The organism is Aquitalea sp. ASV11 (genome assembly GCF_016429185.1).
GTDB classification, from domain to species: Bacteria; Pseudomonadota; Gammaproteobacteria; order Burkholderiales; family Chromobacteriaceae; genus Aquitalea; species Aquitalea pelogenes.
The window spans coordinates 19,719-31,710 of the sequence record NZ_JAELUD010000015.1 but is presented as its reverse complement, the minus strand read 5'-3'; the positions used below and the strand labels follow the sequence as shown (position 1 = coordinate 31,710).

Sequence of the window (11,992 nt, the reverse complement as noted above, 5' to 3'; positions counted from 1 at the left end):
CGGCCTTAACCGCTCGACAGGGCGTGAAAATTCTTATTCCTCAACAGGATAAATAACCAACTCAATCAGGAATAGGCCGGTTAATGGCCCTCTGGATAATTCTTAGACTGGCACACGTTCAATCCTGAACATCAACACCCAGAGCTGACCAGTCGAGGATCATCACATGAAATTCTCCGCCCTTGCCATCATCGCCACCCTGATTGCCACCCCGGCACTGGCCAACAAGCTGCACCAGGAACAACCGACCGCCAGCGAGGTAAAAGCCTGGGAAGCCGATCAGGCCAAGATCAAGAAACAGGAAGCCAAGAAGAAGAAGCAGAAAAAACTCAAGAAGGCCAGCGCTGCTGCAAGCACGGAATCCAAGAAAGACATCGGCCGCCGCGAAGACACCAGCAAGTAAGCCACACGGGGTGCTTGCCAACGCAAGCACCCTGGCATTTCCGGCAAGTACCCCTCTTCCGTTATCCCCCGGCATCACGTCCAGTCACAGTGCAGTCAGCACCATCGGCAACAGTTCAACACATAATTTGATCAAATCATTTGGCAAGTACGGAAGGTCTGGGCTAGAATCGTCTGGCATGTGCAAAATATTAAACGAAAAAGTTTAACGAAATGCCACAAACCAGCTACCCAGAATCCTACTATGCCGCCTCTGCCAAACCGGCCCCGTCCCGTCCGGCACTGCAAGGCGATATCGAAACCGACATCTGCATCATCGGTGCAGGCTATACCGGCCTTTCCACTGCCATTTCCCTGCTGGAAAACGGCTTCAAGGTTACCGTGCTGGAGGCCGCCAAGGTTGGCTTTGGCGCATCCGGCCGCAATGGTGGCCAGATCGTCAACAGCTACAGCCGCGACATTGATGTGATCGAACGCAGCGTCGGCAGCAAGCAGGCCAGGCTGCTGGGCGACATGGCCTTTGAAGGCGGCCGCATCATTCGCGAACGCATCGCCAAATACGATATCGACTGCGCACTGAAAGATGGTGGCGTGTTTGCTGCGCTGAGTGAAAAGCAGATGGGACATTTGCGATCACAAAAGGCATTGTGGGAACGTTACGGCCACAAGCAGCTGCAACTGCTGGGCAAGGACGACATGCGTGGCATCGTGGCAACCGACCAATACATCGGCGGCATGCTGGACATGAGTGGCGGCCACATCCACCCGCTGAACCTGGCACTGGGTGAAGCGGCGGCAGTAGAAAAACTGGGCGGCGTCATCTACGAACAATCGCCGGCCCTCAGCATCGAACGCGGTCAGCAGCCGGTGGTAACCACCCCGCAAGGCCGGGTCAAGGCCAGGTTCCTGATCGTGGCCGGCAATGCGTATATGGGCAATCTGCTACCGGAACTGTCCGCCAAATCCATGCCTTGCGGCACGCAGGTCATCACCACCGAACCCCTGGGCGACGAACTGGCTGCCAGCCTGCTGCCGCAGGACTACTGCGTGGAAGACTGCAACTACCTGCTGGACTACTACCGCCTGAGCGAAGACAAGCGGCTGATTTTTGGCGGCGGCGTGGTCTACGGCGCACGTGATCCGGCCAATATCGAAGCCATCATCCGGCCGAAGATGCTGAAAGTGTTCCCGCAGCTGGCCAATGTGAAGATTGACTACGCATGGACCGGCAACTTCCTGCTGACGCTGTCGCGCCTGCCGCAAGTTGGCCGCATTGGTGACAATATTTACTACTCGCAAGGCTGCAGCGGTCACGGCGTCACCTATACCCATCTGGCCGGCAAGATTCTGGCCGAGGCACTGCGCGGCCAGGCCGAACGGTTTGATGCTTTTGCCACCCTGCCGCACTACCCCTTCCCCGGCGGCACCCTGTTCCGGGTTCCGTTTACCGCCATGGGCGCCTGGTACTACTCGCTGCGCGACAAGCTGGGTATTTAAGCAGTTTGTTCTTGCACCGCTCAAGGGCTGCCACGGCAGCCCTTTTTCCTTGCTTGATATTTACTGTTCTTAACCTTGTTTGCAAAAGCAAACATTGTTTGACCTGTCTTGCCGCGCAAACCGCCGCCCGCCTCGGGGATAATACGCGCTACGGGCATGATTCCGTCATTCTCACTCATCAAGACAGGGAAGGCAGAGCAAGAACAGATGAGCAGCGCATCCATCACCACCACAGCGGGCCCGCTCGATGTGCAAAACATCGTCACGCAATTGATGACGGTGGAAAAGCAGCCACTCACCACCAGCCAGAGCAAGCTGAAAACCTTCAACAGCAAACTCAGCGACATCGGCCAGGTCAGCTCGGCCCTGTCGGGCTTGCAAACTGCCGTCAGCGGCCTGTCTTCCACCAGCTTCCTGCATACACTGAAGGCCAGCAGCTCGGACCCAACCGTCGCCACGGTAGACACCAATGGCACGGGCGTTCCCGGTAATTACCAGTTGAATGTGGAGGAGCTGGCCAAGCCGCGCCAGCTGGTATTTGACACCGGCCCGGACGGGCAAGCCCTCAGCAGCACCAGCACAGCCCTTAGCAATGTACCTGACGCCCTGACATTCGAGGTAGGCGGCAACAGCACCACCGTGCAGTTGCGCGACCCGGTCAGCACTGTCACCAACAGTGACGGCACCACCACGAGCACCACGCCAGCCAGCGTCACCCTGCAGGACATCGCCGACAAGATCAATGCCGCCAATGCCGGAGTCAATGCCTCCATCGTGCAATACAAGGGTAATTACTCGCTGGTGATTGCTGCGGCGGAACCGGGCTCGGACAAGGCATTCAGCATTACTGCCGGTGGCAGCGACAGCAGCCTGAGCGAAAACAGCAGCAACACGCTGGCCGGGTTGCAGCAAAGCGATACCGCCATCAGCGAATCCAACGACGCCACCGATGCCTCGCTCACCGTCAACGGCGTTTACGTATCGTCCAGCAGCAATACCGTCAGCGATGTCATTGGCGGTACCACCCTCAGCCTGCAAAAAACCGGTGAAGCCAGCATCAGCATGGCGCAGGACAACAGCAGCATTGCCAGCAAGCTGCAAGGCTTCGTCGATGCCTACAACAAGGTACAAAGCACGCTGGACAGCGCCGCCGGCGGCAGCATGAAGGGCGACGCAGCACTGACGTCCATTCGCAACCAGCTCTCCGGCGTGCTGCAAACGCCGGTCAGCGGGGCCGACCCGGTCAGCTCCTATGCCTATCTGTCCCAGGTGGGCATTGCCATCCAGAAGGACGGCACCTTGTCGCTGGACCAGACCGCTTTCACCAAAGCGCTGAGCAGCAAGCCTGCCGCCGTGGCCAATCTGTTCGGCAACAGCAGCAACAGCGGCTTTGCCGACCGCTTCAGCACCACCATCAATAATCTGCTGGGACCTGCCGGAATCATCATGACCAAGCAGCATGACCTGAACCAGAATGTCACCGACGAAACCACGCACCAGACACAGCTGCAAACCAAGCTGAGCGACAAGCAGGCCAACTACCTGCACCAGTACACCACGCTCAATGCCACGCTGGCCAAGATGCAGCAATCCACCAGCAATCTGTCCGGCCTGATGGCTGGGGTCAGCGCCGCCGGTTCATCTTCCGGCTCGGGCGGCAGTTGATCCAGGCCGCGCTCACGCGTCAGCCAGTTGTTTGACAATGTGTGACAGGCTTAACAGTTAGCAACATCTTTTAACCGGGATTTGCCATCAAGACCTCCCTGCTTCCGCCCGATAATGCAGACAGAGCCAGCCAAAGCCTGTCTGCCCGATGGCGGACAGCAAGGAGAACATCATGAGTTCAGCATCCATCACCACCACCGCCGGTCCACTCGACGTACAGTCCATCGTCAGCCAGCTGATGAGCGTGGAACAGCAGCCACTGACTGAAAGCCAGAACAAGGTTTCCACCTACAAGACCGAGCTGAGTGACATGGGCCAGATCAGCTCCGCCTTGTCCGCGCTGCAAACCTCGGTCAGCAGCCTGTCGTCCGGTGCCTTCCTGCAAACCTTCAAGGCAACAAGTTCCGACAGCACCATTGCCTCGGTCAGCACCAGTACTGGCGGCATTGCCGGCAGTTACCAGCTGAATGTGAGCAAACTGGCGCAGTCCCGCCAACTGGTTTTCGATGAAAACAGCAGCGGTCAGCCCATTACCAGCGCCACCACCGCCATTAGCGGGGTGCCGTCCTCGCTGACATTCAGCGTGGCGGGCACCAGCACCACGGTGCAGCTGAACAACGGCGGCAGTGGTGGCGAAAGCCTGCAGAACATCTCGGACGCCATCAATTCTGCCAATGCCGGGGTCAATGCCTCCATCGTGCAGTACAACGGCAATTATTCGCTGGTGATCGCTTCTGCCAATTCCGGCTCGGCCAATGCTTTCAGCGTAACATCCGGCGGTACTGACAGCGGCAATACCAGTGGCAACACCCTGGCCGGCCTGCAGCAAAGCAACACGGCGGCCACCGAGTCGTTTGCCGCCAGCGATGCCCTGCTCACGGTCAATGGCGTCAATGTCTCATCCAGCAGCAATACGCTGACCGGCGTCATCAATGGCGCTTCGGTCAATCTGGAAAAAGCCGGACAAGTCACCATCGGCATGAGCCAGGACACATCCGGCATTGCCACCACCCTGCAAGGCTTCGTCGATGCCTACAACAAGGTACAAAGCACGGTGAACAGCGCCTTCAACGGCGACATGAAAGGGGATGACTCACTGCTGTCCATTCAGGACCAACTCACCTCGGTACTGCAAACCCAGGTAGCCGGTGTGGATGCCACCACTTCATTCGCCTACCTGTCACAAGTGGGTATCAGCCTGCAAAAGGACGGCACGCTGGCGCTGGACCAGACTGCCTTCAACAAGGCGCTCACCAGCAACCCCAGCGCAGTGGCCAATCTGTTTGGCAACAGCAGCAGTACCGGCTTTGCCGACCGGTTCAACAGCACCATCAATAATCTGCTGGGGCCGACCGGCATTGTGGTGACCAAACAGAACGACCTGAACCAGAGCATTACCGACGAAACCAGCCACCAGACCGAAATCCAGACCAATCTGACTGCATTGCAAGCCTCGTATCTGCAGCAATACACCACGCTGAATGCCACGCTGGCGCAAATGCAGCAATCCACCAGCAATCTGGCCGGCTTACTGGCCTGAAGCAGCTTGGGGCCCGCCATAAAAAACGCCACCTCGGCCAGGCCGGGTGGCGTTTTTTGTCAGAGAAACAGGTGAATCAACCCAGCAACTGCTTGCCGTTGATGGCATTCATCAAGGCAAGCGCACCCAGCACCACAAAAATCAGCGATGCAACAATATGCACTGCCTTGGTAGGCAGGCGGTCGGCGAAGCGGCTACCCAGGTAGATGACCGGCACGTTGGCCAGCATCATGCCCAATGTGGTGCCAGCCACCACCGGCAGGAAGTCATGAAAACGCGCCGCCAGCGCAATGGTCACCACCTGGGTCTTGTCGCCCATTTCCGCCAGGAAAAAGGCGAACACGGTAGTGGCAAACACCCCCATCTGGCGCTTGGGCATGACGATTTCACCCTCATCCAGCTTGTCGGGAATCAAAATCCAGCCTGCCATCAGGGCAAAGGAAGCCACTACCGTCCAGTTGAGGATATTGGGGCTGAGCGCGGTGGACAGCCAGGCCCCCACACCACCGGCACCGGCATGGTTGACCAGCGTGGCCAGCAAAATGCCAAGAATGATGGGAACAGGCTTGCGGTAACGCGCCGCCAGAATCAGGGAAAGCAGTTGGGTCTTGTCGCCGATTTCGGCCAGGGCTACTACACCGGTGGATACCAGAAAAGACTGCATCAAGTGTTCTCCATGGCCGGGACGCGAATACGAGTGACCGCAATGCGTCCCGGCCATGCAGAGCATTACGGTCAAAAGTCTCGCCAAGTCTCGGACCACGTGTGCCATGCCGGAACCGGCAAGTCTGTTGACACACGTCCCTCTCGCATTCGGAGGGCGGCTACTCCCTGATGACGGGGGGCATTGTAAACGAGTCATGCCATTTGGCAAGACCCTTGTCCGGATTTTCGCCATGCGCCGGGCCATACAGCTGCCCGGCCATGGCCGCAGGGTTTAGCGTGCAGCCCAGGCGTTGAAACGCTGCTCCAGGTTTTCACCGTGATCCACCCAGAAGCTGCTATCAATCGCCACGCCCTGCTTCAGGTTTTGCGGTGCGGTGGGCAGATTACCCAGCAGGCCCTTGTCGATCAGCGCTGCCGCCTTGCGGTGACTCACCCCGTAGCTGATGCCCTTCACGTATTCGGCCTGCGCCCCCGGCTGGCTGACAAAGGCCAGGAACTTGTAGGCGGCATCCAGATTGGGGCTACCCTTGGGAATGGTCCAGTAGTCGTAATCGTAGATATTGCCGTTCCACACCATTTGCAGCTGTTTGCCGCCTTCCTTCTGCGCGGCGCTGATGCGGCCGTTATAGGCCGAACTCATCACTACATCGCCAGCGGCCAGATATTGCGCGGGCTGGGCACCGGCTTCCCACCACTGGATATAAGGCTTGAGCTGGTCCAGCTTGGCAAAGGCACGATTCAAACCCGCCGGGGTATTGAGCACCTTGTACACATCATGCGGTGCCACCCCGTCTGCCATCAGGGCAATTTCCAGCGTGTACTTGGCCCCTTTGCGCAAGGCGCGCTTGCCGGGGTATTTCTTCACGTCCCAGAAATCCGCCCAGGAACGCGGGGCAGCCTTCAGCTTGTCGCTGTTATAGGCCAGCACCGTACTCCAGGCGTAGGCTGCCATGCCACAGGCCTGGGCGGCACCGGGCAGCAGTTCTGCAGGCTTGATGATGCGGCGGTAGTCCAGCTTTTCGAACATGCCTTCGTCACAGCCGCGCAGCAGGTCTGGCGATTCGACATCCAGCACGTCCCAGCTCACCCGCTTGCTGTCTACCATGGCACGCACCCGTGCCATTTCACCGTTGTAATCGCCACTCACAACCTTGATGCCGCTGCTGGCGGCAAAGGGCTGGTAGTAGGCTTTTTGCTGGGCTTCCTTGTTGGCACCACCAAACGACACCACGGTCAGTTCGGTAGCCTGGACGGCAGCGCTCAGCAATACGCAGCCCAGTACGGCTGCAACACGACAATGCTTGAATGTGGGCATGGCAAATCCTTACAGGAGACTCAGCCAGGTGGGCGGCTGCAAGCACACTGTAGGGACAGCCCTGGGCATTGGTAAAATAGCTTTACCTTGTCAACTGCATCGGTTTTTGCGATGCACCAAAACCGCGCTCAACCCAAACGGCTGATGCTCTGCTCGCACAGCGAGACAAAGGCCTCGGCGCGGCGTGTCAGGCGCAGCTCTTGCGGCCACGCCAGCACGATATTCAGCGCAGGCACATCCTCCACAATCGGCAGGTACACCAGGGCATCGCCAGCATAGGACTGCCGGGTTTGCGGGCGCAGATTCAGCAGCGCATAGCCGTTGCCTGCCGCCACCAGGCCACGCACCAGTTCAAAACTCACTGTCTTGTGGCGCACCCGTGCCTCCAGATTGTGCAGACGAAATACCGACAGGAAATACTCGCGACTGTGTGGCAAATCCAGCAACACCATGGGCAAATCGGCCAGATCATGCAGTGACACCGCCGTTTGCGTGGCCAGCGGGTGATTGGCCGGCAGCACGGCGTAAGGCAAGACGGTTTGCAGCGTCTGCCGGTACAGGCTGGGGGCCAGATCCAGGTCGTACAGCAAGGCCAGCTCAGTCTGACCACTGAGCAGCGCTTGCTGCAACTGGCCGGTATCGCCCTCGTGCAGCTGTACCGTGATATCAGGGTAAGACTCACGCATGGCCGCCAGCAAACCCGGCAGAAACAAGGGCGCGATGGTGGTGAAGCAGCCCAGCTGCAACTCACCCTGCAAGGACTGGCTCAATGCGCTGGCATGCAGACTTAGGTCGTCCGCATGCGCCAGCAGGTTGCGCGCCGCCGCGACAAAGCTTTGTCCGGCGGGCGTCAGCGACACACCCTTGGCATGGTGGCGAATGAAAAACTGCAGGCCAAACTGCTCCTCCAGCTGGGCGATGGCGCTGGAGATCCCCGGCTGCGAGGTATACAAGGCATTGGCTGCCGCAGTGACACTGCCGTGGTCAGCCACCGCCACCAGATAAGCCAGCTGCCGCAGGGTATATTGCATAATATTTATCTATCCAGCAGAAAAAATAATAATATTTTCGGTATTCAATGTCGCAAGCTAGATTCGGCTTGTCAACCGACACACCACCCAAGCTGCCTTGCCCAAGGCGTAACGCAAAAACAATGCCCGGTCGCCGCAATCGGCATGGCCGGGGTGTAAACTGACGCACGGCCCTTGCCTGGCCGCCACACCGCCCGCTGCGGTTTCATGGAAAGACGCTTGATGGAATCCCTTACCCTGCTCAACACCCTGGTCGGCTTTGACACCACCAGCCGACTGAGCAACCTGCATTTGATCCGCTTTGTCAAAAACTACCTGGCTGGCTACGGCATCAGCAGCCACATCGTGGAAAACGAAGACGGCAGCAAGGCCAATCTGTACGCCACCATCGGCCCCACCGACCGCCCCGGCGTGATGCTGGCCGGCCACACCGACGTGGTACCGGTAGATGGCCAGACATGGCATAGCGACCCGTTCCAGCTGGATATCCGCGACGAGCGGGCGTATGGCCGCGGCACGGCTGACATGAAAGGCTTTCTTGCAAGTGTGCTGGCCCAGGTGCCGCAACTGGCGCAAAGCCAGCTGCACACGCCGCTGCACCTGGCCTTCACTTACGACGAGGAAATCGGCTGCATCGGCGTGCGCCGTCTGCTGGAAGTGCTGGGCGGGCTGCCGGTACTGCCGGCCATGGGCATCATCGGTGAACCGACCCAAATGAAGCTGGTAGCCGCCCACAAGGGCAAAACCGCCTGGCGGGTAACGGCGCGCGGTCACGAAGGTCACTCCAGCAATCCGACTGCCGGGGTGAATGCGGTGGAGTATGCCGCCGAGCTGGTCAGCTTCATCCGCAGCCTGGCCCGGCAGCGACGCCAGCACGGCCCGTTCGATCCGCTATACGAAGTGCCTTACAGCACCCTGCACGTTGGCACCATGCAAGGCGGCACCGCGCTGAACATCATTCCCGCGCACTGCCAGTTCGACTTTGAAATCCGCCATTTGCCGGAAGACCCGCCGCAAAGCCTGCTGGACGCCATCCGCAATCATGCCCTGCAGGTGCTACAGCCGGAAATGCAGGCGGTGGACCCCGACTGCGGTTTTGGCTTCACGGAAAAAACCAGCTATCCGGGCTTGCTCACGCCGCCGGACGCCCACGTCGTTCGCTTTGTGCAGGACCTGCTGAACGACCACACCCCGCCACGCAAGATTGCCTTTGGCACCGAAGGCGGGCTGTTTGCCGAACGCTGCGGCATTCCCACCGTGGTGTGCGGCCCCGGCGATATCGCCCAGGCGCACCAGCCGGACGAATGGCTGGCGCTGGAGCAACTGGCCGCTTGCGATGCGTTTTTATCACGACTGGGCAGCCAGCTCGCCAGCCGCTGAGCCTGTCGCATGACAGCAACCGGCCCGTCTTTCCGCACAAGGAAGCCGGGCCGTTTTTGCCTAACAGTGTTATCCTCTGCTGCCTTTGCCGACAGGAGCCCGCCATGGCCTTTTGCAGCAGCTTCAGCCCACAGGATCAAGAACCCGGCGCCGAACAGCTGGCGACGCAGCCCGGTCCGCTGCTGCTGGAATTCGGTGCGCCCTGGTGTCAGTACTGTCAGGCGGCACAACCATTCCTGGCCAGCGCCATGCAGCAGCACCCGGACTTGCCCCACCTCAAGATAGAAGACGGCAAAGGCCGTCGCCTCGGCCGCAGCTTCAGGGTCAAGCTGTGGCCCACGCTGGTGCTGTTGCAAGACGGACAGGAAATTGTCCGACTGGTACGGCCCGACAGCCTGCAGGCGATCCAGCAATTACTGGCCAGCCTGCCCGCCGCACCGCGCACATCCTGAATACCGCCCGTTGCCGCCAAGCCCCATCTGCGGCGGGCCGCAGCAATCAATGAAAGCCATGCAGTTGAATACCACCCCCATGCAGACGTCCACAGCCAATGCGTCGCCACGCGTGTTGTCGCTCATCCCGCCGATGACGCAGCTGAACACGCCCTATCCGTCCACCGCCTATATCACCGGCTTTTTGCGTTCGCGCCAGGTCACCGCCTTTCAGGAAGACCTGGCCTTGCAGCTGGTATTGCGACTGTTTTCAGCAAGTGGCCTGCAAGCCGTGCGCAAGCAGGTTGACGCCATTCCACCGAAAAAACGCAGTGCACAGCTGCACAGCTTTGTCGGCCAGTTCGAGCGCTATCTGGCCACCATCGGCCCGGTGATTGCCTTTTTGCAAGGGCGCGACTCCACCGTGGCGCACCGCATCTGTGGCCGCAATTTTTTGCCCGAAGGCGAGCGTTTTGCCGCGCTGGAAGTGTATGTGGACCCGGACGACCCCTATGGCGGCGACCCGCTGGCCTGGGCTTTTGGCGCACTGGGTCAGCAGGACCGCGCCCGCCATCTGGCCACGCTCTACCTGAATGATATTGCCGACGTGCTGCGCGAGGCGGTGGATGAGCGATTTGAGTTCGTGCGCTATGCCGAATCGCTGGCCATGAGCCAGCCCACCTTCGACCCGCTGGCACGGGCGCTGGCCGGCAAACCCACGCTGGTGGACGACAACCTGCAACAGCTGGTGGAAGAAGCCATTGCCCGGCATCAGCCGGACATCGTACTGCTGTCGGTGCCCTTCCCCGGCTCGGTGTATGCAGCCTTCCGCATTGCCCAGACCATCAAGGCGCGCTGGCCGGCCATCCGCACAATGCTGGGCGGCGGCTTCGTCAATACCGAGCTGCGCGAACTGAAAGAGCCACGGGTATTCGACTACTTCGACTTCATCACGCTGGACGATGGCGAAAAACCGCTGCTGGCCCTGCTGGAACACCTGCAAGGCAAGCGTTCGGTATCGCGCCTGGTGCGCACCTTCGTGCGCGAAAACGGCGAGGTCCGCTACATCAACATGATGGAAGCCGACATCCCCTTCGAGGAAGTCGGCACCCCAACCTGGGACGGCCTGCCCATCGACCGCTACCTGTCCTTGCTCGACATGCTCAACCCCATGCACCGGCTGTGGAGCGACGGGCGCTGGAACAAGCTGACCGTGGCACATGGCTGCTACTGGAAGAAATGCAGCTTCTGTGACGTGACACTGGACTACATCTCGCGCTACGAAACCGCCTCCGCCAGCACGCTGGTGGACCGTATCGAAGCCATCATTGCCGAAACCGGCCAGACCGGTTTTCATTTTGTCGACGAGGCCGCACCACCCAAAATGCTGCGCGCGCTGGCCGAAGAGCTGCTGCGCCGCAATGTGTCCATTTCCTGGTGGGGCAATATCCGCTTCGAGAAATCCTTCACGCCGGATCTGTGCCAGTTGCTGGCGGAAAGTGGCTGCATCGCCATTTCCGGCGGACTGGAAGTGGCCTCGGACCGCCTGCTCAAGCTGATGAAAAAAGGCGTGTCGGTGGAACAGGTGGCGCGGGTGACGCAAAGCTTTACCGAAGCAGGCGTGCTGGTGCATGCCTACCTGATGTACGGCTTCCCCACCCAGACGGTGCAGGATACGGTGGATGCGCTGGAATACGTACGCCAGCTGTTTGATACCGGCTGCATCCAGTCCGGCTTCTTCCACCGCTTTGCCTGCACCGTGCATTCGCCGGTGGGCCAGAACCCGGAAGAATACGGCGTCACCCTGCGTCCGCTGCCGCCCGTCAGCTTCGCCAAGAACGATGTCGGCTTCATAGACCCCACCGGCACCGACCACGAGGCCATGGGCAAGGCGCTCAACAAGGCCTTGTACAACTTCATGCACGGCATAGGGCTGGATCAGGATGTACGCAACTGGTTTAGTGGCCGGGTACCCAAGCCACGCGTGCCGCGCAATTTCATTGCCCGCGCCCTGGGCTGAAACAGCATTGACCGTGCTCGTGCCGCCCCCCCCCGGTCGGCCACT

General features: G+C 59.8%; 11 protein-coding genes and 1 riboswitch. Of the genes, 7 read left to right on the top strand and 4 right to left on the bottom strand.

The features are described 5' to 3' along the window. The first annotated feature begins 166 nt into the window (after positions 1 to 166). On the top strand, positions 167 to 403 hold the full coding sequence (locus JHD62_RS07300; RefSeq protein WP_199102343.1) for a hypothetical protein: 237 nt from the start codon (positions 167 to 169) through the stop codon (positions 401 to 403). Between the two features lie 212 nt (positions 404 to 615). Further along, positions 616 to 1,899 carry an FAD-binding oxidoreductase gene (locus JHD62_RS07295; protein ID WP_199102342.1) on the top strand — a complete coding sequence of 428 codons (1,284 nt, stop codon included), beginning with the start codon at positions 616 to 618 and terminating at the stop codon, positions 1,897 to 1,899. A gap of 20 nt (positions 1,900 to 1,919) precedes the next feature. On the opposite strand, the gene JHD62_RS07290 is transcribed toward JHD62_RS07295, so the two are convergent. Next, the gene (locus JHD62_RS07290; RefSeq protein WP_199102341.1) at positions 1,920 to 2,123 is read right to left on the bottom strand and encodes a hypothetical protein; all 204 of its coding nucleotides are present in this window, start codon (positions 2,121 to 2,123) and stop codon (positions 1,920 to 1,922) included. Between JHD62_RS07290 and fliD (JHD62_RS07285) the strand changes: the two genes are divergently transcribed. Beyond that, a complete protein-coding gene (fliD, locus tag JHD62_RS07285; protein ID WP_199102340.1) occupies positions 2,107 to 3,564 on the top strand; it encodes a flagellar filament capping protein FliD in 1,458 nt (485 codons plus the stop codon). The genes JHD62_RS07290 and fliD (JHD62_RS07285) overlap by 17 nt on opposite strands. Positions 3,565 to 3,736: 172 nt before the next feature. Next, the gene (fliD, locus tag JHD62_RS07280) at positions 3,737 to 5,104 is read left to right on the top strand and encodes a flagellar filament capping protein FliD (protein WP_199102339.1); all 1,368 of its coding nucleotides are present in this window, start codon (positions 3,737 to 3,739) and stop codon (positions 5,102 to 5,104) included. A gap of 76 nt (positions 5,105 to 5,180) precedes the next feature. Here the strand turns inward: fliD (JHD62_RS07280) and JHD62_RS07275 are convergent, their stop codons facing one another. The 3 genes from JHD62_RS07275 to JHD62_RS07265 form a co-directional block, all read right to left on the bottom strand. Beyond that, positions 5,181 to 5,771: a TMEM165/GDT1 family protein gene (locus JHD62_RS07275; protein ID WP_233160725.1), complete on the bottom strand. Its 591-nt coding sequence runs from the start codon at positions 5,769 to 5,771 to the stop codon at positions 5,181 to 5,183. 23 nt (positions 5,772 to 5,794) lie between these two features. Then, positions 5,795 to 5,949: riboswitch (yybP-ykoY riboswitch) on the bottom strand. Between the two features lie 92 nt (positions 5,950 to 6,041). Continuing rightward, positions 6,042 to 7,085: an ABC transporter substrate-binding protein gene (locus tag JHD62_RS07270; RefSeq protein WP_199102337.1), complete on the bottom strand. Its 1,044-nt coding sequence runs from the start codon at positions 7,083 to 7,085 to the stop codon at positions 6,042 to 6,044. Between the two features lie 128 nt (positions 7,086 to 7,213). After that, positions 7,214 to 8,116, bottom strand: coding sequence for a LysR family transcriptional regulator (locus JHD62_RS07265; protein WP_199102336.1), 903 nt, complete (start codon positions 8,114 to 8,116; stop codon positions 7,214 to 7,216). Positions 8,117 to 8,338: 222 nt separating this feature from the next. Here JHD62_RS07265 and argE point away from each other — a divergent pair, with 222 nt between their 5' ends. From argE to JHD62_RS07250, 3 genes are all read left to right on the top strand, one after another. Beyond that, a complete protein-coding gene (argE, locus tag JHD62_RS07260) occupies positions 8,339 to 9,496 on the top strand; it encodes an acetylornithine deacetylase (protein ID WP_199102335.1) in 1,158 nt (385 codons plus the stop codon). Between the two features lie 104 nt (positions 9,497 to 9,600). Beyond that, positions 9,601 to 9,948: a thioredoxin family protein gene (locus JHD62_RS07255; protein ID WP_199102334.1), complete on the top strand. Its 348-nt coding sequence runs from the start codon at positions 9,601 to 9,603 to the stop codon at positions 9,946 to 9,948. Between the two features lie 79 nt (positions 9,949 to 10,027). After that, positions 10,028 to 11,947, top strand: coding sequence for a radical SAM protein (locus JHD62_RS07250; protein ID WP_233160723.1), 1,920 nt, complete (start codon positions 10,028 to 10,030; stop codon positions 11,945 to 11,947). The last annotated feature ends 45 nt before the right edge of the window (positions 11,948 to 11,992 follow it).

Bases quoted from the DNA above. Each gene is read 5' to 3' on its own strand.
- JHD62_RS07300 (WP_199102343.1), top strand. From the start codon at position 167: ATGAAATTCTCCGCCCTTGCCATCATCGCCACCCTGATTGCCACCCCG.
- JHD62_RS07295 (WP_199102342.1), top strand. From the start codon at position 616: ATGCCACAAACCAGCTACCCAGAATCCTACTATGCCGCCTCTGCCAAA.
- fliD (WP_199102340.1), top strand. From the start codon at position 2,107: ATGAGCAGCGCATCCATCACCACCACAGCGGGCCCGCTCGATGTGCAA.
- JHD62_RS07290 (WP_199102341.1), bottom strand. From the start codon at position 2,123: ATGGATGCGCTGCTCATCTGTTCTTGCTCTGCCTTCCCTGTCTTGATG.
- fliD (WP_199102339.1), top strand. From the start codon at position 3,737: ATGAGTTCAGCATCCATCACCACCACCGCCGGTCCACTCGACGTACAG.
- JHD62_RS07270 (WP_199102337.1), bottom strand. From the start codon at position 7,085: ATGCCCACATTCAAGCATTGTCGTGTTGCAGCCGTACTGGGCTGCGTA.
- JHD62_RS07265 (WP_199102336.1), bottom strand. From the start codon at position 8,116: ATGCAATATACCCTGCGGCAGCTGGCTTATCTGGTGGCGGTGGCTGAC.
- argE (WP_199102335.1), top strand. From the start codon at position 8,339: ATGGAATCCCTTACCCTGCTCAACACCCTGGTCGGCTTTGACACCACC.
- JHD62_RS07255 (WP_199102334.1), top strand. From the start codon at position 9,601: ATGGCCTTTTGCAGCAGCTTCAGCCCACAGGATCAAGAACCCGGCGCC.
- JHD62_RS07250 (WP_233160723.1), top strand. From the start codon at position 10,028: ATGCAGACGTCCACAGCCAATGCGTCGCCACGCGTGTTGTCGCTCATC.